The following is a 22,105-nucleotide window of genomic DNA, read 5'->3' as shown; positions in this document are numbered from 1 at the left end:
TCGAGGCTTCCGGGATGACGATCAAATTGTGCAATCGATCGTCCGGATTTCCGTGGCGGGCGATTTCCCCCTACTTCTTCTTCCCGCTCCCCGACGGCCCGACCTGGAAGCTGCCCAGCCGCGCCTCGCCGTCCTGGCCGGCCTTCAGCTCGATCTCGAACCGCTCCTCGGCCTGGTTCGGCCGGCCCCAGTGGCGGAACAGCCGCACCCGCACCACGGTCGGGCCGTTGGGGTCCAGCCGGTCGGGCGCGAAGACGTTGGCCCGCACCACGTACTGGCCCGCCGGCGCCCGGCGCAGCAGATACTCCTCGGGGCCGTAGCCGGCGGTCATGTCGTTCGACAGCCGCCCGCCGATGCCGGTCGCCGGATTGTTGTAGATCGCCCGCTCGCCGGTCGGCTCGTCCACCCACAGGTCCATGTCGCTGTGGTCGGTGTTCCACTCCAGCACCACGCGGATGTCGACGTCGAGCAGGGCCGTCAGGCGCGGATCGAGCACGGTCTGCTTCATGCCCTGGGCCGCCATGCGGGCGACCAGGGCGTTGGCCTCCATCAGCGCCGCCATCTCGACGCCGTCATAGGCGCGGTCCCACGGCTTGACGATCACCGCGTTCAGCAGCTCCAGCGCCCGCCGCCAGTCGGCCTCGCGCGCCGCGCCCGAACGGGCCTCGCCCCGCGCGATCAGCGCCAGGGCCAGGTCGCGCCGCGGCTGGGGCCGGTCGGGCTCGAGAAACAGGATCCGCTCCTGCAGCCAGATCGCCCGGTCGAGGTCGCCGTAGCGCGCCAGCCGGTCGGCCAGTATGGCCAGGGTCTTCACGCCCGACGACGGCAGGTCGACGGCGTTGACCGCCACCGCGATCGCCTGTTCGCGGCGACCGGCGCGGAACGCCTGCTCGGCGACGTCGAAATAGAAGGCCGGCGCGTCGCCGTCGGTCTTCTCCAGCGCCGCGAAGCGCTCGGCCCAGGCCTGCGGCGTCTTGGTCGCCGCCAGGGCCTTCAGATAGGGCCGGTCGGGATTCCACTCGGCCGCCTCGATGGCGATGGTCGGCCCGGCCCGCGTCCCGGCGACCACGATGCTTTCGGCGACCGAGTCCGCCTCGGCGTTCGCCGCCGGCGCCCGGGCCTCCATGACCGCGGGGATCGGAAGCGGCGGCGGCGGCGTCACGTCCGGCGGCGGCGCCATGGCCGGCCGGGGCTGGACGCCCGGACCACGGCCGAGCAGGCGCTTGGGCTTGCCGCTCGGCTTGCTCGCCCACCAGGTCTTCTGCGCGGCCCAGGCCTCGACCATATCGTCCAGGCGGTTGGCGGCCGCCAGGGTGTCGCCCCGTTTCTTCTCGACCGTGGCCTGGCGCCAGGCCGTGATGATCGCCTCGCCGGCGGAGGCGGGCGGCGCGACCCCGGCCTCGACATAGTCGTAGGCGTTCTCCAGCACCACGAAGCTGGCCTCGCCGCCGGCCACGTTGTAGCGCCGCGCCAGGGCCAGGGCCTCGTCGCGATCGGGCCGGTCGGTGGCCAGCAGGTCGGCGACCGCCTCGCGCCCCCACAGCGCGCCGGCCCCGTCGAAGGTCCGCACCGGCAGGCCGGCCAGCGGGAAGGTCCGCCGCGTCCCGTCCGCGCCGGTGAAGACAAGGTCGCCGGCCGGCGTCTTGCCGACGATCTGCCAGCGGCCGGCCGGGCCGGCGATCAGCCGGCCCTCCACCGCCTGGCCGTCGGCCGTGGCCAGGGTGAAGGCCGGCGCCCCCGCGCCGGTCAGCCGCGCCAGGGCCGCCTCAGGGTTCACCGCCGTCAGGTCCACATGCTGGCCGCCGCCCCGCGCGGACAATACCGCCAGGAAGTTGCGGTCGGCGTCCCGGGCGCTCGACAGGGCGAAGGTCCGGCAGGGCGGCGGCCTGGCCGTCCACGACCCCAGGCTGATGCGGCCGTCGGACACGAAGACGCAGGTGTCGGCCGGCTCCCGTCCGGCCGCGAACACCCCCTCCAGCGTGGTCGCCCCGCCGTAGCTGACGCCGCGCAGCGCCGCGGCCAGGGCCTCGCCGGTAGGCGCCGAAAGCCGCGTCGCCTTCGCCCCGTCGCTGGCGAAGGTCACCAGTTCGACGCCGGCCGGCCGCGCGACGTCGACATAGCGGGCCAGCAGCGCGATCTCGCCGGCCAGGTCGTCGTCGCGGCGCGAGCGCGAGCGGTCCCAGTAGATCCGCAGGCTCCGCACCGTCGCGGCCTTGGCGTCGTAAGGCAGCCGCAGCTCGAAGAAGCGCTCGCCGCTCGCATGGCGGCTCAGCTCCAGCGGCGAGGCCGCGCGCCAGGCCCCCACCGCCAGGGCGCCGTCCAGCGTCACGCCCTTGGCCTCGCCCACGGCGGTCGCGCCCCCGGGGCCGTCGCTCCAGGCCAGGGCCAGGCCCGCCGGCGCGGTCACGGCCGGGCGCTCGGCCGCCCCGGCGATCGTCACCTTCACCGCCGCCTCGCCCACCGGCTGGTCCGAGGCCAGCGGCAGGCTGAACGACCCGTCGGCGGCCAGCGGCGCCACATAGGACAGGCGGATCGTCCGTCCCGACCCCGGCAGCACCGGGAACACCCGCGTGTGGAACGCCCCGTCGTCGGTCACCTCGGCCAGGCCCGGGTCGATCCCGGCCCGCACGCGGTTCTCATAGACCTCCCTGGCCTGGCGCTTGCCGGTCAGCACGCCATCGACCATCCGCCCGCCGACGTCGAGGGCGTAGCCGTCGACCACCGCCCCGGCCGGCAGGGCCAGGGTGAAGTCGCCTTCCAGCGCCCGCTGCGTCGGGTTGTCGAACCGCGCCTCGACCGTGGTCCTGGCCAGGCCGCCGACCAGCACCACCTCCACCTTCAGCCGCGACAGCTTCAGGGCCCTGGCCGGCGCATCCGGATCGCCGCCGTTGTAGATCTTGGCGGTCAGCGAGGGGTTGGCGGCCGGTCCTGCCTGGGCAGCCCCTCCGCAGGCCAGGGCGACGGCGAAAACGGCGATCCAGACGCGGCGCATGACCGGCTCCCAAGCTTTATACTACACTTGTAATCAGATATCGCGGCGCTCGCCAAGGGCGAAAAGCCAAGCTCGCACGCCGGAATGTTGTCCCCGGCGTTGCGACGCGAACGGCGCCGTGATTTCTGAGCCGTCAGTAACGCGGGGGCTTCGCATGATCCGGAAACTCGACCTGGCCGCCCTGGCCCTGGGCGCGGCCTTGGCGCTGGCGGCGGCTTCGACCGCCTCGGCGGCAAGGACCCAGTCGGCCGGCCCGACCGCCGACGCCGACGCGCTGCTGGCCCTGATCGCCGCCCTGCCGGACGACGCCGGCTGCCCGGCCGCCCTGGCCGACCAGATCGACGCCCTGGTCGCCCGCAAGGACTTCGCCCAGCTCGACGCCCTGCGCCGCGACACCCTGCTGTTCGACGTCCTGGTCTGCCGCGAGTACGACGCCCGGGCGGTCGCCGCCGCCCGCCGGCTCGACCGCGACGACGCCGCCCCGCCCCTCGTCGTCCAGGCCAACATCGTGCTGATGGTCGACGCCGCCGACCGCGACGACGGCGCCGGCCAGTTGCGCGCCATGGAGCGGATCGCCGCCCTCGACCCGGCCCGCCTGGCCGCCTTCCCGCCCGACACCTTCAATCAGACGCTTTCCGACCTGAAGACCGATCCCGTCGCCCAGGCCCGCGCGCTGGACCTGCTGCGCGGGCTGGAATGGCCCACCGAGGACGGCCACCGCCTGGTCGACAACGCCTGGGCCCTGCAACGCGCCGAACTGGCCGCCGACGCCGGCGACATGACCCGCGCCGCCGCCGTGCTCGACCGCGCCACCGACGTCGCCGTCCTGGCCGCCGTCGCCCAGGACCTGCGCTTCGCCGCCCTGTGGCCGAGCCTGGAGGCCGCCGGCCGCTTCGACTGGATCAAGCTGGTCGAGGCCCAGCTGGCCCGCAGCGAGGAGCAGTCCCGCCGCGAGCCCGCCCGCCTCGACCGCGTCGCCGACCGCATCGACGCGCTGCGGATCCTCGGCCGCTGGGAGGAGGCGCGCGCCCTCGGCGCCGACTACGCCGCCCGCCTGGCCCGCGGCGAGCGCTTCGACGATCTCGACGACCAGCGCCCCTGGCTGCTGACCAGCTACGCCGAGGTCCTCGCCGACCTGGGCCAGGCCGACGAGGCCGACGCCCAGATGGCCGCCTCGATCGGCGAGGACCGGATCAGCCAGCACCTAGCGCGGGCCGGCATGCTGCTCGACGCCGGCCGCGACGCCCAGGCGCTGAAGGTGCTGGCCGACGCCGACCTGACCGACTCCCGCGTCATCGGCCAGCAGTGGCATCGCGCGCTGCGGGCCTGCGCCCTCGCCCACCTGGGCGACAAGGCGGCCGGCGAGCGCGAGCTGCCCGCCCTGCGCAAGGACCGCCGCCACGGCGCCCAGGCCCTGTCCCTCGCCCTGGTCTGCCTGGACCGCCAGGACGAGGCCGCCGCCCTGATGATCGAGCGCCTGGACGATCCGGGCATGCGCCGCGAGGCCCTCAACGCCTTCCGCAACGGCCGCCTGCCGCCGGTCTTCACCGCCGCGCAGAAGGAACTGACCGCCCGCCGCGCCGCCCTGCTGGCCCGCCCCGACGTGCAGGCCGCCCTGCGCAGGTACGGCCGGGCGCTGGTCCTGCCGCTGGCCGGTCCCTACGAGGGCGGGCTCTAACCTACCTCTCCCGCCACCTGCCGCCAGCCTGCTGACAGGGCCTGTCAGCAGGACCCCTGGCCTTGAGGCCTCCGCGCCCCTAGATTTGGCCCATGCCCAGCAGCCAGAACCCCGGCGTCTCCGACGCCTCGACGCCCTTCGTGCTCGACGCCTCTCTCGAAGCCATGGGGGCCGAAGGCGTCATGCCGATGCTGTGGACGCCCCACCGCCCGGCCCGGCCGGAGAAGTCGGAAGGCGGCAAGACCTTCAAGCTGGTGTCGTCCTACGAGCCGGCCGGCGACCAGCCGACCGCCATCAAGGAGCTGGTCGAGGGCATCGGGAACAACGACCAGGACCAGGTGCTGCTCGGCGTCACCGGCTCGGGCAAGACCTTCACCATGGCCAAGGTCATCGAGGCCACCCAGCGCCCGGCGCTGATCCTGGCCCCCAACAAGACCCTGGCGGCCCAGCTCTACAGCGAGATGAAGGCCTTCTTCCCGGAGAACGCGGTCGAGTACTTCGTCAGCTACTACGACTACTACCAGCCCGAAGCCTACGTCCCGCGCACCGACACCTATATCGAGAAGGACAGCTCCATCAACGAGCAGATCGACCGCATGCGCCACTCGGCCACGCGGGCGATCCTCGAGCGCGACGACGTCATCGTCGTGGCCTCGGTGTCGTGCATCTACGGCATCGGCTCGGTCGAGACCTACACCGCCATGACCTTCACCCTGACGGTGGGCGACCGGGTCGACGAGAAGCAGCTGATGGCCGACCTGGTGGCCCAGCAGTACAAGCGCAACGACGCCGCCTTCGAGCGCGGGACCTTCCGCCGTCGCGGCGACACCATCGAGATCTTCCCCGCCCACTACGAGGACCGCGCCTGGCGCGTCACCCTGTTCGGCGACGAGGTCGAGGCCCTGTCGGAATTCGACACCCTGACCGGCAGGAAGACCGCCGAGCTGGAGACCATCAAGGTCTACGCCAACAGCCACCACGTCACCCCGCGCCCCACCCTGCGCCAGGCGATCATCGAGATCCGCAAGGAGCTGAAGGAGCGCCTGGAGTGGCTGACCGCCAACGGCAAGCTGCTGGAGGCCCAGCGCCTGGAGCAGCGCACCACCTTCGACCTGGAGATGATCGAGACCACCGGCTCCTGCGCCGGCATCGAGAACTACAGCCGCTACCTGTCGGGCCGCCAGCCCGGCGAGCCGCCGCCGACCTTCTTCGAATACATCCCCGACAACGCCCTGCTGTTCACCGACGAGAGCCACCAGACGGTTCCGCAGATCGGCGCCATGTACAAGGGCGACCGCAACCGCAAATGGACCCTGGCCGAGTTCGGCTTCCGCCTGCCCTCGGCCCTCGATAACCGCCCCCTCAAGTTCGAGGAGTGGGACGCCATGCGCCCGCAGTCGGTGCACGTCTCGGCCACCCCGGCGAACTGGGAGCTGGAGCGGGCCGGCGGCGTCTTCGCCGAGCAGGTCATCCGCCCCACCGGCCTGATCGACCCGCCGGTCGAGGTGCGCCCGGTCTCCAAGGACGGCGCCTCCCAGGTCGACGACGTCGTCGACGAGATCCGCCAGACCATCAGCAAGGGCTACCGCACCCTGGTCACCGTCCTGACCAAGAAGATGGCCGAGGACCTGACCGAATATCTCAACGAGCAGGGCATCCGCGTCCGCTACATGCACTCGGACGTCGATACTCTCGAGCGCATCGAGATCATCCGCGACCTGCGCCTGGGCAATTTCGACGTGCTGGTGGGCATCAACCTGCTGCGCGAGGGCCTCGACATCCCCGAATGCGGCCTGGTCGCCATCCTCGACGCCGACAAGGAAGGCTTCCTGCGCTCGGAGACCTCCCTGGTGCAGACCATCGGCCGCGCCGCCCGCAACGTCGACGGCAAGGTCATCCTCTACGCCGACCGGATCACCGGCAGCATGGAGCGGGCCATGGCCGAGACCTCCCGCCGCCGCGACAAGCAGAACGCCTACAACATCGAGCACGGCATCACGCCCGAGAGCGTCAAGCGCGACATCAAGGACATCCTCGCCAGCCCCTACGAGCGCGGCGACCGCGTCCTGGTGCCCATGGGCGTCAGCGACGGCGCCGGCGGCGAGAAGCCCTTCAGCGGCGACAACTTCAAGTCCGCCCTCCGCGACCTCGAAGCCAAGATGCGCGAAGCCGCCGCCAACCTGGAGTTCGAAACCGCCGCCCGCCTGCGCGACGAGATCAAGCGCATGAAGCTGCTGGACCTGGAGTTCGCCAACGAGATCCTGACAGGGGCGGGCGAGGCCGTGGACAAGTCAGCGCCCAAGCGGGTGCGGGCGGAACACCGGGCGGAGCAGGCGGAGGCGTTTCGGAAGGGGCGGCGGTAGGGGGCGAGGCTTATACGGCTAGCGACGGACCTTTAGACTTCCGGAATGCAAAACAATTGGGTGCGGCCAGCAACTGCTCGTCAAACCTGGGTCAGAACCTCTGCCACGAACGCCGGCCGCAGCAGCGCGCTGGCACCGCGTTCCTTGGTCCCGATAATCCCAACGCGGTATCGCGCGCGGCTAATCGCGACGTACAATCGATTATGTGCAGAGTAGCTCATGTAAGCTTTGCTCTCCGAGCGTTGGCTCGTAAGCGCAGGAGGAACACGCCCTTCATCGACGCCAACGAGTATAACTCCATCGAACTCTAGCCCCCCAACATAGTCAGGTAGAGACAGAATAAATCGCCCGGTCGTCTTCGCTCGCCTCGCAATCTCATCATCATTTCGCTGCTTCAGGATCTCCACTGGCCTGCCACGCATAGTAGCCTCACGTTGCAGTTCCGCGAATAGTTCTTCTGTAAATGCGATGATTGCGATTTCGCCGCGCGAGGTCGCCATGCTCGACCGCATATTGTCGGCCACGTCGAAAGCCCCCTCGATCATAGCTTCGTCGGTAGCGTAGTCGCGATAGAATGGAGGCTCCGCTTTTTTTTCCTCCGCAAAGCTCATATTGCTATGCGCCCTCAGTAGCGGATCCTCGAAGTTCGTGAACAAGCTCGCACCCGAGGAGGTAATCGTGAAAGCGAGGTTTACGATGTCTGGCGATGATCTAAAGATCGAGCGCAGGTCTGTCTTGTTTGCTTGCAGGTCCCTAACCCCAGGCACAAGAACGGAGACATCAATGTCATTTACCCAGCCGCGATCGCCAATCGCCTGAGACCTGTCGACAGCGAAAGCTATCGGGAACTGCACCTCGGATTTCGTTATGTGATGAAAGACGGAGAGCTCGTTCATATTGAATAGGTGCGTCTCGTCCACAAAGACAGCGTCGAAGCCATACCTTGACCGCCTCCGACGCCAGATCGGCGTCGAGAGCTGACTAAGGGCAGTCAGTACGATATCATCTGTATCGAACTGCCCGCCGACCTCAAGTTGCTCGCGATATCGTTCATAGACACGCCAAACGAACCCCTTGTCAGCCTCATTGTGGATGGGGAGGCCTGTGCTAAGCGGCGGCACCCGCTTATACACGTCAAAGCTCTCTTTAGATCTCCCTTTAATGACAACCGCAATTTCGTGCTGCAACATTGATATCTTTAGATCCATCTCCTCCTGCTCAAGATATTCCTTAAAGGCAAATGACATAAAGCGCTCAAATGTGGGAAACTCCGTTTTCGCTAATTTCAACGCCTCCTCAACATACATCGTTTGCAATTGCTTTGCGTCGAATGCATCTGGATCCACCAACTCGGTCGAAGAAATCTCCGTTCGAAGAATTTCCGCACAGTAACCCTGCAGCGTCATGACTTGAATTCTGCGTGATGTCGGCTGGGACGACATAAATCTGTCTCCACCCATCGACATCAGAATCGTCTCTATACTTCTACGACTAGCTTCGCTGTGAGTAATAAAGATCGCTTGATGATCCCGACCAGCCTGTTCAGCAGCGACCATGGAGTGCATGGCCGCGAGCGACAGAGACACTGTTTTCCCAGAACCTGCGGGTCCATCGATTCGCTTCGGCGCGACTAGCTCAGAAGCGACAAAATTCTTCTGCTCGGTAGTTAGAAGGTGCAACCACGTATCGTACGCCTGATGCGGATCAACCTTCTCTTCGATTTGCTCCAGCGTTGTACTCGAAAGAGCTGAGATGGACACCGCATTCCGCTCGGGTTGAGTTGCGGCCAACTTACCCTGCAGAGCGTCCAAGTCCTCGAGGAAGCGCCGAAACGTTCCGAGCGTAGCATCATGCTTGCTGTCCCCCACATCCAACTTGAAGACGAGCAGATAACGGCCAGCTGCGCCGCGCCGCGCCAACCGATCGCCATCAGGCGCAAGATCGACAAGGAGGCGGATGTCAGTTTGCTGGCTGATCGGAAAGGGAAATATCACACCCCGCGATACGTCAGCAAATACTCTTTCAGCCTTCGTAAGAACAACCCCCTGCCAGTATTTAGCTGCAAATCTAAGGCTTTTTTGCAAATATAAAAGAGTATGAGAAATGTTGTCTTCCGGATTAAATCCGCCACATTGATCAACATCAAATACAATAAACTGCGTCTCTTTTGGACGATCCCCATATATAAAAAGACCACTCTTCACGCTTTTCATGAATATCCGAGTGGATGCAGCCCCCGGCTGGCGTATCTGTAAAGATTTTGCAAGCTCCAAGCCATCAGGAAACTCCGTGGACTGGAGGAGACGGGCAGAAATAATTTCTTCAACCGCATCCCGACGCACGGCGATGTAACTCATAATACGCCCCTCTGCATGATTTTAACCCAGAGATGAGCCTCCGCAATCTTTTCTTTTGGCAAGTCGGCGACCCCGATACGCGAAAACAAGCTAGCAAAACGCTGCATGATCAACTCTATGAACGGAGACGCTACGCACGAAAGCGGCATAGCGAAATCTTGCTGGGCTGAGAAGCGGATGTGGTTCAGATTTGGCGAGAAAATCTCCTGGAGAGATTGAAACTCTTCGCTATCCAATCCGATAGCTATCCGCTTGCCTAGTGCGGCAGATATGAAACGGATTTCACGCATAAGAGCGACATATCCCCTTGTCTCCTCTCCAATATCCACACTTTCCAGGTAATGGAATTCGGCCAATGTATTTGTCATAAGCTCTTTTATGAGCGACTTATATATTCCCTCGTTAGCATCAAGGTAAGCAAGAGAATCCTGCAGCGTTCGTTCGGGGTTACTGAGCACTGAGTTCGCAGAACGAACCGCCTGCATAGCTTGCTCGAAGCGCTTGGCGATCCCCTTCTCCTGTTTCGACATTCCGGTCTGAAGCTCGTGGAGGATGGTATCATAATCAACAAAGTCGAGAATTGTATGGGCCATGCCCGCGTCGGCCAGCGCCTTCTTCATCGATCCCAGCTCATTCGCCAGCGCTCGCTTCGCCACAAGCTCGAGCCCATCTTTCGCGATCCATGCCTCGACGGCGATCACGGGAATATAGTTATAGACCTCGGCTTTATTCTGCGCAGTGTCACACCTTGCCGTAATAAGCATGCCAAATGCTGGAACTTCCGGATAGGAGTCTGACAAGCCGCAGGTGAAGAGCGCGCCCTGTACGAACTCGCCTGGATCTAATCGCCTAAGCATCTCTGTCTCTAGTCGTTATTAGGCACCAGTGCCTGGCTCGATCTTTTCATCCCTGCCCGGCCTCATGAATGGAGATCAACAGGCGTTTCTACCGGAGGGTGGCTTATAGCTATCCACGTATCAATAGGTGTATCGAGCACCCCGGCAGAAATTCAGGCGCGAAGCTAGGCATTATCGACATCGCGGAATATGAACCGGAAGCCGCCGACGAATGAAGCTGCCCCCCCCCCCCCCCCACAGCGGACGCTTCCATACATCTCAATAGGATTCAAAACTCGTCTCCCCCTCCGCCCACACACAAACCCCAACCCAATCAACGCCCTAGAAAATTCCCAGCGTTTTCCATCCGCCCCTTCCAAACCGGCCGCATAATGGACCTCGTCCCGTCGCGGGGAGAGGGCGCTAGGATCCGGCCCGATGCGTGCGAGGGGATGCGATCGAGCGGGGCCTCTTGGAGCGGCGTGAGCCGGGCCGGCGGGGCTTGAACGGAGGGCGGGGGACGTAAACCCGCCTATCGGGGGCTTGCCTGCAATAGGCTCCCGCCCGCCCGAGGGTCCGCTCCGGCGCCTTCTGTCTGCACGCGATGGCTAGCGAAGCTTACAGCCCGGTTCCGGGGAAGGCACATGCCGAAGGGGGTGAAGGGCGGAAAAGGCCCGCGCGCCCCGGCCTGAGGTCAAACGATCGCGCGGGGCGTCAAGGCTTCGTCGAAACGGTACATCCAAACACAGCTCCGGACGCGGTCCGGACGCCCCGCGCCCTCTCCATCCCCTCAGCGGCTCGCCGCGTGAGATCGCCCACCCGTTCCCTCTCCCCTTGCGGGAGAGGGTGGCCCCGCAAAGCGGGGTCGGGTGAGGGGTCTCTCAGACCTCAAAGCCGTGTGCAGCGGTCAGGCGGGGCGCAGCGTCCGATTTCCGAGAAACCCCTCATCCGATGTCCTTCGGACGCCACCTTCTCCCGCAAGGGGAGAAGGAAGGAGCACCCCATGAACCGCCGCAACCCCTCCCCCGTCCGCCCGCACCGCACGCGCGGCCCGGTTCCGCCGCCGCCGCCTCCGACGCCGGCGCAACTGCGCGCCGCCCGTCGCGCCGCCGAACGCGCCGAGGCCGAGGCCCGCACCGCCGCCAAGGCCGCCGCCCGCGCCGAGGCCCGGCGCCTGGCGGCCGTCGAGGCCGAGAAGAAGGCCGAGTTCAGGCGCCGCCGCGGCTGCCCGCCCGGCGTCGTCGACGAATATGTCGAGATCCTCCGCCGTCAGGGCGCCTGGTGGAACGACCGTTAGAGAGGACTCCCTTCCGAGCCCCCAAGGTTGAGCCCGCTCGCGCGGCGGTCCATGGTGACGCTTCCCGAGGGGGCTCGGGGATTCTTCGCGTATCGGGGGCCTTGCACATGACCGACATCACCGCGGGCGCCGCGCCCGAACTCGAACCCGCGCCTGGCTCCACGCCGGCTCCGGAAGTCGCCGAGACCACGCCCGCCGCGCCCGAAACGCCGACCGCCCGCAAGCCGCATCCTTGGACCGACGCCTCGCCCCAGCCCTGGCGGCGCTATTTCGCCCGGGCGGTCGACACCTTCGTGTTCGGCATGGTCGGCATCGTGCTGGTCGGCGGCTTCGGCGGCCTCTTCGCCCCGGTGCTCACCGAGCAGTTCCTGGGCCTGTTCGACCGGGACATCGTCGGCCGGCTGATCGCCGGGCCGGTCTCGGTGCTGCTGGCCGCGCCGTTCGTGGCCGTGTCGATGGCGCTCAGCGGCGGCAGCTTCGGCAAGTGGCTGTTCGGGGTGCGCGTGGTCCGCGCCGACGGCAAGCGCCTGAGCCTGGTCCAGTCGATCAAGCGCGAGGCCAGGGTGATCGTGTTCGGCATGGGCCTCGGCGCGCCGCTGATCTGCCTCTACACCATGTGGCAGGGCAAGGAGGCCCTCGAGGACAAGCGCGCCGCCCCGTGGGACGCCGACGAGGGCTACCGCGTCACCCATCGGCCGATGGGGATCTGGCAGGGCGCGCTGATGGTGGTCGGCGGCCTGATCTGGGCCGGCGAGCGGCTGCTGGGCGTCATCGACCGCTTCGCGTCGATGGGGGGCTGAGCCCCCCGGGGGAGCCGAAAACCTCGTCCCCCCGGGTCGCGCCTCGCGCGGCCCGCCCGAGGGCAGGCTTCGACAAGCTCAGGATGAGGTTTTTCCACCGCCGGAGCCTGCCTTGGTCCTCATCCTGAGCCTGTCGAAGGACGAGGACCACGCACCGAGCCGAAGGGTCAGAAACTGCAAGACGCCGCGCGCGGGCCGTGGGAGTTTCCGCCCCGCGCAACAGCTTTCCCCGGACCGACACGGAGCCCCCCATGATCGACCTCGTCATCGACGCCCGCCGCCGCGACATCGGCGGTTTCGAGGTCGGGCGGGTGCTGCCGTTCGCCCGGCGGCGGATGGTCGGGCCGTTCGTGTTCCTCGACCACATGGGGCCGGCCCACTTCCAGCCGGGCTTTCCCAGGAGCGTCGACGTGCGGCCGCATCCGCACATCGGCCTGTCCACCCTGACCTACCTGTTCGACGGGGCCATCACCCACAAGGACAGCGTCGGCTCCGACATCGAGATCCTGCCGGGCGAGGTCAACTGGATGACCGCCGGCTCGGGCATCACCCACTCCGAGCGCTTCGAGACGCTGCGCCACGACGGCGGGCTGATGGACGGCATGCAGGCCTGGATCGCCCTGCCCACCGAGCTGGAGGAGATCGACCCCGGCTTCACCCACCACGCTGGCGACCTCGACCTGCCCTTCTACGAAAGCGGCGGCCTGAAGGCCCGGCTGATCGCCGGCGAGGCCTTTGGCGCCAAGTCCAAGGTGCCGGTGCACTCGCCGCTGTTCTACGTCCACTGGCAGCTGGCCGCCGGCGCCAAGGCCGCCCTGCCCGCCGAATATCCCGAACGCGCCGCCTACGTCTCCAGCGGCCGGGTGGAGGTCGCCGGCCGCGTGCTGGAAGCCGCCCAGATGGCCGTGTTCGAGCCCGGCGAGACCGTGGTCTTCGAGGCCCTGGAGCCTTCCGTCGTCATGCTGCTGGGCGGCGAACCGATCGGCCCGCGCTTCATCGAATGGAACTTCGTCTCGACGTCCAAGGACCGCATCGAACAGGCCAAGGCCGACTGGCGCGCCGGCCGCATGAAGCTGCCGGACCTCGACAACGGCGAGTTCATCCCGCTGCCGGAGGATCCGACGCCCCCGGCGCCGCCGATGTCGTAACCGCTACGCGGCCCCCTCCAGCCCTCCGGGCCACCTCCCCCAGAGGGGGAGGATTTAAAGATGCTCCCCTTCTGGAGGAGCTGTCGGCGAAGCCGACTGAGGGGGAACCTCCCCCCGTGGGGGAGGCGGCCGAAGGCCGGTGGGGGGCCGTTTTCAGCCTCCGAGGTATCGGCAGTTCAGCAATCACTCCCCCCACCGATCGCTTCGCGATCACCTCCCCCACAGGGGGAGGTTTCCTGAAGCTCAGGCCGCCTCCTCGAACGCCGCGTAGACCAGCGTCCTGAGCTCCCGCCGGATCGGATAGACGCTGGACGGCATCAGCTGGGTCATGAACACCACCGCCAGGTCCTCGACCGGGTCGATCCAGAAGGCGGTCGAGGCCATGCCGCCCCAGAAGGCCTCGCCCAGGCTGCCGATGGTGCGGGTGCGGGCGAGATCCGTGGTCACCGCGAAGCCGAGGCCGAAGCCGACGCCGTCATAGACGCTCTCGCTGAACAGCGACTTCGACAGCTCGGTCAGCTCCTTCCCGCCCGGCAGGTGATTGAGCATCATCGCCTTCAGGGTCTTGGGGCTGACGATGCGGGCGCCGTCCAGCTGGCCGCCGTTCAGGATCATGCGGCAGAAGCGCATATAGTCCGACGCCGTAGAGACCAGCCCGCCGCCGCCCGACTTGAACAGCGGATCCTTGAGGAACGGGCTGGTCGCCGGATCGTCCTGCAGCACCACCCGGCCCTTGGGGTCGAGGCTGTAGCAGGCGGCCAGGCGCCCGTGCTCGGCCTCGGGCGCGAAGAAGCCGGTGTCGACCATCTTCAGCGGCTCGAAGATCCGCGCCTTCAGGAACTGGTCGAACGGCTGGCCCGAGATCGCCTGCACCAGATAGCCCAGCACGTCGGTGCAGACCGAATAGTTCCAGGCCTCGCCGGGGCTGAACTCGAGCGGGAGCTTGGCCAGCTCGGCGATGAAGCCGTCCAGGTCGCGCGGCCCCGGCAGGTCGTCCAGATGCAGCTTGCGATAGGCCGCGTCGATATTGCCCCGCTGCTGGAAGCCGTAGGTGAAGCCGGCCGTGTGGCGCAGCAGGTCGATCATCCGCATCGGCTCGGCCAGCGGCCTGGTCTGGAACGCGCCCAGCGCGCCGGCGGCGAACACGCCCAGGTCCTTGAAGGCCGGGATGAAGCGGTGGACCGGATCCTCCAACGCCACCCTGCCCTCCTCGACCAGCATCATGAAGGCGATCGAGGTGATCGGCTTGGTCATCGAGTAGATGCGATAGAGGCTGTCGGCCTTCAGCGGCGCGTCGCGCTCACGGTCGGCCAGGCCCAGCACGGCCTCGTGGGCCAGCTGTCCGCGCCGCCAGACCTGCACCTGGGCGCCGGGCAGCAGGCCGGGTCCGACGTACTTTTCCTGCAGGAAGGCGTCGATGCGTTTCAGTCGGCTCGACGAGAGTCCGACGGCTTCGGGCGTGCTCACTTGCGTTTTTCCCCACACTGGCGCGACCTTGCGTCACGGTCGCCTTCTTTTCGCGGATCGAATAGGCGGTACGGATAACGCAACCTTCACCTCATCCTGCGTTGATCGATTGAAGACGAGGGGAGCTTGATGGGCAAGGGGCCGGACGAAGAGACGCCCGCCACCAGCACCGACCGCGCCGCGGCCGACTGGTTTTTCCAGAACAGCCTCGACATGTTCGTGGTGGTGCAGGGCCGCGCCATCGTCCGCGTCAATCCGGCCTGGAGCCAGATCGCCGGCTGGAGCGCCGAGGAGAGCCTGGGCCGCCACATCCGCGACTTCCTGCACCTGCACGACACCGAGGTGCTGGAAAGCGCCGGCCGCATCCTGCGGGCCGAGGGCCAGGTGCAGTCCGAGCACCGCCTGGCCCGCAAGGGCGGCGGCTGGCTGTGGGTGCGCTCGCGCTCGAAGATCCTGCCCGACGGGGCGCTGCTGATCGTCTTCCAGGACTTCTCCGAGGAGCGCGTGCGCCGCCTCCAGCGCCAGCAGGCCGACCGCGCCAACGAGATGCTGCGCAACGCCGCCGGCGTCTATGTCTGGCGGTTCGAGACCCGCAAGGGCATCTATTTCTTCGAGCAGGAGATCACCACCCTGGCCGCCCCGATGGGCGACGCGCGGCAGATGACGGTCCCCGAGATGATGGCCGCCATCCATCCCGACGACCGGGCGATGATGAGCCGCGCCTTCGTCCATACCCAGGAGACCGGCGAGCACGCCCAGCTGGTCTATCGCCACGCCGACCCGACCAGCCAGAACTGGATCTGGATGCGCACCGACTGGCGCGGCGTGCGGGCCGGAGCCGGCGAGCTGTTCGACGTCATCGGCATCAGCCAGGACGTCACCGAACTGCTGGTCGCCCGCAACGCCGCCCTCGACGCCGCCGAGGCCAAGTCGCGCTTCCTGGCCAATATGAGCCACGAGATCCGCACCCCGATGAACGGGGTGCTGGGCGTGCTGCACCTGCTGGAGCACGAGCGCCTGTCCGACGACGGCCGCCGCCTGCTGGCCGAGGCCCTGGGCTGCGGCGCCATGCTCTCGGAACTGCTCAACGACATCATCGACTTCTCCAAGATCGAGGCCGGCAAGCTGGAGCTTTCCCCCGAGCCGCTCGATCCGTCGGCCCTGCTGCGCAGCGTCGCCCACCTGCTGGAGCCCCAGGCCGACCAGAAAGGCCTGCGCCTGACGGTCGAGGCGCCGCCCGTCGGCGCGACCTGGGCCTCGGCCGACCCGGTGCGCCTGCGCCAGGCGCTGTTCAACCTGATCGGCAACGCGGTGAAGTTCACCCTGGAGGGCGGCGTCACCGCGCGCCTTTCCGTCTCGCCCGATCCGGAAGGCCTGCGCCTGCGCTTCGAGGTCGAGGACACCGGCGTCGGGATCTCGCCCGAGGCCGCCGAGACCCTGTTCGAGCGCTTCAGCCAGGCCGACGGCTCGACCACCCGGCGGTTCGGCGGGGCGGGCCTGGGCCTGTCGATCACCCGCCGGCTGGCGGGGCTAATGGGCGGCGACATCGGCTTTTCCAGCACGCCGGGCCAGGGCTCGACCTTCTGGCTGGAAATCCTGGCCGCCCCCGCCGAGGCCCCGGTCCGCAACCCCGCCCCCGCCGAGCCCGACGCGCCGCTGCTGGCGGGCCTGGACGTGCTGCTGGTCGAGGACAACGCCGTCAACCGGCTGATCGCCACCCGCATGCTCGAGGCCCTCGGCGCCCGCGTCGCCACGGCCGAGGATGGCGCGGCCGGCATCGCCGCCGCCCGCCTGGGCTACGACCTGATCTTCATGGACATCCAGATGCCGGTGATGGACGGGGTCGAGGCCACCCGCGCCATCCGCAAGCTGCCCGGCCGGGCCGGCGCTGCGCCGATCCTGGCCATGACCGCCAACGCCATGGCCCACCAGCAGGCCGCCTATGTCGAGGCCGGCATGAACGGCGCGGTGGCCAAGCCGCTGTCGCCGGCCGCCCTGGTCCGCGCGGTCGCCAAGGCCCTGCCTGCCCGCACACTGGAGACCTCCTGAACGAAGGCCTTTCTGCCGCCTCGTTCCAGGCCTAGATTGGACCAGAGAGTCCAACGCCTGCACGAGGCGTTGCTGGGGGCCTGACAATGGACGACGGCCACACCGTCACCGCCGCGACGGCGCGTTACGCACAGAAGAAGGAAGCCATACTGGCGGCCGCGACGGCGGTGCTGAACCGCCAGGGCGTCAAGGGCATGACCCTGGCCGACGTCGCCGCCAAGGTCGGACTGATCACCACCAGCGTCACCTACTACTATCGCAAGAAGGACGACCTGGCCGCCGCCTGCTTCATCCGCGGGCTGGAGCGGCTGGACGCCATGATCGACGAGGCCGCGGCGCAGCCCGACGCCGCCGGCCGCATCCGCAAGTTCCTGACCCTCTATCTCGACCTGTCGCGCCGGGTCCGCGCCGGCGAGGCCGCGCCCCTGGCCAGCTTCACCGAGATCCGCGCCCTGAAGGAGCCGATGCGCGCCTCGGTCCAGGCCGCCTTCGCCGACATCTTCCGCCGCGTGCGCGGCTTCTTCGACGGCGAGGCCTTCGCCCATCTTGACAAGGCCGAGCGCAACGCCCGCGCCCACCTGCTGCTGGAACAGGTCTTCTGGACCGGCGCCTGGCTGCGCCGCTTCGACCTGGACGACTACGAGCGGGTGCGCGAGCGGATGTACGACATCCTGGTCGGCGGCATCGCCGCGGCCGGCCGCGACTGGGCGCCGCCCGCCCTGCCCGACCCGACCCCGGTCTCCGACGAAGGCCAGGACTGGCGCGAGACCTTCCTCGTGGCCGCCACCCGCCTGATCAACCAGCGCGGCTATCGCGGGGCCTCGGTCGAGGACATCTCGGCGGCGCTGAACGTCACCAAGGGCTCGTTCTACCACCACCACGAGGACAAGGACGCCCTGGTGGTCGAGTGCTTCAAGCGCACCTTCGCGGTCACCCGCCGCGCCCAGCTCTCGGCCCTGAGTCTATCGGACGGTGGCTGGACCGCGGTGTCGGCGGCGACGGCGGCCCTGGTCGAGTACCAGCTGTCGGACCACGGCCCGCTGCTGCGCGCCTCGTCGATGGGCGCCCTGCCGATCGAGATCCGCCACGAGATGAGCGACGGCTACGCCCGCGGCTCCAACCGCTTCGCCGGCATGATCGCCGACGGCATAGCCGACGGCTCGGTGCGCGCGGTCGACCCGCTGGTCGCCGCGCACATGATCAACTCGATGCTCAACGCGGCGGCCTCGCTGCAGGCCTGGGCGCCGGGCGTCACGCGGGAAGACGCCGCAAGGCTGTTCGCCCGGCCGCTCCTGATGGGGCTGATGGCGCGGTAGGGCGTTTGAGCCCTCCCCATAGCCCGCCATTCCCGCCCTTGTGGCGGGAAACCCTGGTTCCGCCCGCACGTGAGACGCCAGCGGCGTGCTGAGCACGCCGCCCCATCCGCCCTTGCGGCTGACAGAGGGGTTCCCGCCACAAGGGCGGGAATGACAGGAGTTTCAGACGTGGTGGCGGTCAGTTCCCCGCCACGTACGCATCCACCTGCGCCAGCCGTCGCGCCTTCTCGGCCTCGCCAAGGAACGAGCCCGAGAAGCTGTTCCTGGCCAGCACCACGAGATCGTCGCGCGTCAGGTCCACGGCCTTGGCGGTCTGCAGATAGTTATCCAGCAGGTAGCCGCCGAAATAGGCCGGGTCGTCGGAGTTCACCGTCGCCTTCAGGCCAAGATCCAGCATCTTCCTCATCGGGTGCGCCGTCAGGTCGGGCACCACGCAGAGCTTCAGGTTCGACAGCGGGCACACCGTCAGGGTCGTCCCATCGGCGACCAGACGCGCCGTCAGGGCCTCGTCCTCCAGGGCACGATTGCCGTGGTCGATGCGGTCGACGCCCACCAGGTCGATGGCCTCCCAGACATATTCCGGCGGCCCCTCCTCGCCCGCATGGGCGACGATCTTGAGGCCCAGGTCACGGGCCGCCTTGAACACCCGGGCGAACTTGGCCGGCGGATGGCCGACCTCCGAGGAGTCCAGGCCCACGCCGGCGATCTTGGAAAGATGCGGCTTGGCCAGCTCCAAGGTCTCGAAGGCGCTGTATTCCGACAGGTGGCGCAGGAAGCAGAGGATCAGCTTCGACGTCACGCCCCAGCGGCTTTCAGCTTCCGCCATGCCGTCCAGCAGGCCGTCGATGACGGTCTCGAACGCGACGCCGCGCTCGGTGTGGGTCTGCGGGTCGAAGAAGATCTCGGCGTGCACCCCGCCGTCGGCCGCCAGGCGCTCGAAATATGCCACGGCCAGGTCCTTGAAGTCGGCCCGCGTGATCAGCACGCCCGCGCCCTGATAGTAGATGTCGAGGAAGTCCTGCAGGTTCGAGAAGGCGTAGGCGGCGCGGATCTCCTCGACCGACTTGTACGGCAGGGCGATCCCGTTGCGTTCGGCCAGGGCGAACATCAGTTCCGGTTCGAGGCTGCCCTCGATGTGCATGTGCAGTTCGGCCTTGGGCAGGCCGCGGGCGAAGGCTTCTAGCGTGGTGTCGGTCATGGGAATTCCATCGGCTCGCGATGCGACAGGGTCAAGCCCGCACGTCAGGCCCGCACCCCAAGTCCACACAAGGCGGCGCGGGAGCCGTGCCCCCGCGCCGAGGTGCGCTTCACCTCTTAGTTTCGACGCGTCGTATGCACCGCGTCGCGCTCGCGCCTGAAACGGTCTTGGAATGTCCCGCACGCCTGCAAGCGGCGGCGGCCGGCCGGTCCTGGTGCGAACTCCCTCCCCAGTTTGACCGATTGTTCTTGGGAGACCGTGGGCTTACGCACCGACGCGACGTCACGTCGGCCCGCACCGGCAGGTGCTCTCTCGGCCGAAACTGAACCCTTCGAATGTCCAGTACGACGCCCACGGCGTCAACCTGCGGCGCCCGAAAAAGCGGCGCCGTCCGCGCCCCTCTGGACTCTCGCGCGGCGTCGTGCAGGCTAGGATCAAACAAGCGTTCAAACGAACCAAAAGGGTGGAACCGCATGGCCGCGATCAACGCCGTCACCGATCTGACCGTCGAAGGCGACATCGGCGTCGTCACGCTGAACTCTCCTCCCGTCAACGCCCTGTCGGCCCAGGTCCGCGAAGGGCTGAAGAACGCCTTCGAGGCGGCGATCGGCGATCCGGCCGTCCAGGCCATCGTGCTGATCTGCGAGGGCAAGACCTTCATCGCCGGCGCCGACATCAGCGAGTTCGGCAAGGCCATGACCGGCCCGTCGCTGCAGGACGTACAGAACACGATCGAGAATTCGCCCAAGCCGGTGATCGCCGCGATCCACGGCACGGTCCTGGGCGGCGGGCTGGAGGTGGCGCTGGTCGCCCACTACCGCGTCGCCGTGCCGTCCGCGAAGGCGGGCCTGCCCGAAGTGAACATCGGCCTGCTGCCCGGCGCCGGCGGCACCCAGCGCCTGCCGCGCATCGTCGGCGTCGAGAAAGCGCTGGAGATGGTCACCACCGGCCAGCACGTGCCGGCGAAAGCGGCCCTCGCCATGGGCCTGTTCGACAGCCTCGTAGAGGAAGGCGCGCTGCGCGACGGGGCCATCGCCTTCGCCAAGGTCGTGCTGGCCGAGGACAAGCCGCTGGCCAAGGTCCGCGATCTTTCCGCCAAGGTCGAGGCCGCCCGCGGCAAGCCCGAGATCTTCGCCGAATTCCGCAAGGCCAACGCCAAGAAGTTCCGCGGCTTCCTCGCGCCCGAGAACAACATCAAGTGCATCGAGGCGGCGGTGAACCTGCCCTTCGACGAGGGCCTGAAGGAAGAGCGCCGGCTGTTCATGGAGCTGATGACCGGCAGCCAGTCGGCCGCCCAGCGCTACGTGTTCTTCGCCGAGCGCCAGGCCGCCAAGATCCCCGACGTGCCGGACGACACCCCCACCATCCCGGTCAAGAAGGTCGGCGTCATCGGGGCCGGCACCATGGGCGGCGGCATCTCGATGAACTTCCTCAACGCCGGCGTGCCGGTGACGATCATCGAGGCCAAGCCCGAGAACCTCGACCGCGGCGTCGCCACCATCCGCAAGAACTACGAGAACACCGCCAAGAAGGGTCGCCTCACCCAGGACGACGTCGAAAAGCGCATGGGGCTGCTGACGCCCTCCATGCACCTGGAGGACCTGGCCGACTGCGACCTGATCATCGAGGCCGTGTTCGAACTGATGGAGATCAAGAAGGAGGTCTTCACCAAGCTCGACAAGATCGCCAAGCCCGGCGCGATCCTGGCCACCAACACCTCCTATCTCGACGTCGACGCCATCGCCGCCGTCACCAGCCGGCCCGAAAGCGTCATCGGCCTGCACTTCTTCTCGCCGGCCAACGTCATGCGCCTGCTGGAGATCGTTCGCGGCGAGAAGACCGACAAGTCGGTGATCGCCACCGCCATGCAGACCGGCAAGAAGATCGGCAAGGTCGCGGTGCTGGTCGGCAACTGCTTCGGCTTCGTCGGCAACCGCATGCTGGCCCAGCGCCAGCGCGAGGCCCAGAAGCTGATCCTCGAAGGCGCCATGCCCTGGGACGTCGACCGCGTGCTCTACGACTTCGGCCTGCCGATGGGTCCGTTCGCCATGAGCGATCTGGCCGGCCTCGACATCGGCTGGGACCCGGCCAAGACCAGCTCCTCCACCGTCCGCGAAGTGCTGTGCGAGATGGACCGTCGCGGCCAGAAGAACGGCAAGGGCTTCTACGACTACGACGAGAACCGCGTCGCCAAACCGTCGGCCGAGGTCGAGAAGGTGATCCTCGACTTCGCCGAGAAGCGCCAGATCCAGCGTCGGCAGATCAGCGACGAGGAGATCCTGGAACGCTGCCTCTACCCGATGGTCAACGAGGGCGCGAAGATCCTCGAGGAAGGCAAGGCCATCCGGGCCTCGGACATCGATATCGTCTGGATCAACGGCTACGGCTGGCCGGTCTATCGCGGCGGCCCGATGTTCTGGGGCGAGCTGGTGGGTCTCGACAAGGTCCTGGCCAAGATGAAGGAGTTCCAGGAGAGGCACGGCGACGACTTCAAGCCGTCGGCCCTGTTGGAGCGGCTGGTCGCCGAGGGCAAGGGCTTCAAGGACGCCTGATCTTTGCTCCTCCCCCGTAAAACGGGGGAGGTGGCGCGGCGCTATCAGCGCC

General features: G+C 67.5%; 13 protein-coding genes. 8 read left to right on the top strand and 5 right to left on the bottom strand.

The window, feature by feature from the left end:
- Window positions 1-70: 70 nt before the first annotated feature.
- Window positions 71-2,992 (bottom strand): DUF2135 domain-containing protein, encoded by a 2,922-nt coding sequence (locus AC07N1_RS15895; RefSeq protein WP_494672681.1) that lies wholly within the window; start codon window positions 2,990-2,992, stop codon window positions 71-73.
- Window positions 2,993-3,146: 154 nt separating this feature from the next.
- Between AC07N1_RS15895 and AC07N1_RS15890 the strand changes: the two genes are divergently transcribed.
- Window positions 3,147-4,670 (top strand): hypothetical protein, encoded by a 1,524-nt coding sequence (locus AC07N1_RS15890; RefSeq protein ID WP_494672680.1) that lies wholly within the window; start codon window positions 3,147-3,149, stop codon window positions 4,668-4,670.
- Between the two features lie 92 nt (window positions 4,671-4,762).
- Window positions 4,763-7,033 carry an excinuclease ABC subunit UvrB gene (uvrB, locus tag AC07N1_RS15885; protein WP_494672679.1) on the top strand — a complete coding sequence of 757 codons (2,271 nt, stop codon included), beginning with the start codon at window positions 4,763-4,765 and terminating at the stop codon, window positions 7,031-7,033.
- Between the two features lie 80 nt (window positions 7,034-7,113).
- On the opposite strand, the gene AC07N1_RS15880 is transcribed toward uvrB, so the two are convergent.
- Together AC07N1_RS15880 and AC07N1_RS15875 are read right to left on the bottom strand one after the other, a co-directional pair.
- Window positions 7,114-9,390, bottom strand: a complete 2,277-nt coding sequence (locus AC07N1_RS15880; protein ID WP_494672678.1) for a UvrD-helicase domain-containing protein — start codon at window positions 9,388-9,390, stop codon at window positions 7,114-7,116.
- The gene (locus AC07N1_RS15875) at window positions 9,387-10,247 is read right to left on the bottom strand and encodes a hypothetical protein (protein WP_494672677.1); all 861 of its coding nucleotides are present in this window, start codon (window positions 10,245-10,247) and stop codon (window positions 9,387-9,389) included. The genes AC07N1_RS15880 and AC07N1_RS15875 overlap by 4 nt, the downstream gene beginning before the upstream one ends.
- Before the next feature lie 982 nt (window positions 10,248-11,229).
- On the opposite strand from AC07N1_RS15875, the gene AC07N1_RS15870 reads away from it, so the two are divergent.
- From AC07N1_RS15870 to AC07N1_RS15860, 3 genes are all read left to right on the top strand, one after another.
- Window positions 11,230-11,523, top strand: a complete 294-nt coding sequence (locus tag AC07N1_RS15870) for a hypothetical protein (RefSeq protein ID WP_494672676.1) — start codon at window positions 11,230-11,232, stop codon at window positions 11,521-11,523.
- A gap of 107 nt (window positions 11,524-11,630) precedes the next feature.
- Entirely contained in the window at window positions 11,631-12,323 is a 693-nt protein-coding gene (locus AC07N1_RS15865; protein WP_494672675.1) for an RDD family protein, read from the top strand.
- Window positions 12,324-12,574: 251 nt separating this feature from the next.
- Complete coding sequence (locus AC07N1_RS15860; protein ID WP_487289173.1) at window positions 12,575-13,471, top strand: pirin family protein; 897 nt, start codon at window positions 12,575-12,577, stop codon at window positions 13,469-13,471.
- 243 nt (window positions 13,472-13,714) lie between these two features.
- On the opposite strand, the gene AC07N1_RS15855 is transcribed toward AC07N1_RS15860, so the two are convergent.
- Window positions 13,715-14,938 (bottom strand): serine hydrolase domain-containing protein, encoded by a 1,224-nt coding sequence (locus tag AC07N1_RS15855; protein ID WP_494672674.1) that lies wholly within the window; start codon window positions 14,936-14,938, stop codon window positions 13,715-13,717.
- 129 nt (window positions 14,939-15,067) lie between these two features.
- Between AC07N1_RS15855 and AC07N1_RS15850 the strand changes: the two genes are divergently transcribed.
- Together AC07N1_RS15850 and AC07N1_RS15845 are read left to right on the top strand one after the other, a co-directional pair.
- Complete coding sequence (locus AC07N1_RS15850) at window positions 15,068-16,987, top strand: hybrid sensor histidine kinase/response regulator (RefSeq protein ID WP_494672673.1); 1,920 nt, start codon at window positions 15,068-15,070, stop codon at window positions 16,985-16,987.
- 86 nt (window positions 16,988-17,073) lie between these two features.
- On the top strand, window positions 17,074-18,303 hold the full coding sequence (locus AC07N1_RS15845; protein ID WP_494672672.1) for a TetR/AcrR family transcriptional regulator: 1,230 nt from the start codon (window positions 17,074-17,076) through the stop codon (window positions 18,301-18,303).
- A 178-nt stretch (window positions 18,304-18,481) separates the two neighbouring features.
- Here the strand turns inward: AC07N1_RS15845 and AC07N1_RS15840 are convergent, their stop codons facing one another.
- Window positions 18,482-19,501, bottom strand: a complete 1,020-nt coding sequence (locus tag AC07N1_RS15840) for an adenosine deaminase (protein ID WP_494672671.1) — start codon at window positions 19,499-19,501, stop codon at window positions 18,482-18,484.
- Between the two features lie 473 nt (window positions 19,502-19,974).
- Here AC07N1_RS15840 and AC07N1_RS15835 point away from each other — a divergent pair, with 473 nt between their 5' ends.
- On the top strand, window positions 19,975-22,053 hold the full coding sequence (locus AC07N1_RS15835) for a 3-hydroxyacyl-CoA dehydrogenase NAD-binding domain-containing protein (protein ID WP_494672670.1): 2,079 nt from the start codon (window positions 19,975-19,977) through the stop codon (window positions 22,051-22,053).
- Window positions 22,054-22,105: the final 52 nt, after the last annotated feature.

Source organism: Caulobacter sp. GW821-FHT09B11, assembly GCF_059418205.1.
Note: the sequence above shows the minus strand (reverse complement) of the source record. Positions and strands in the feature narration are given on the sequence as shown.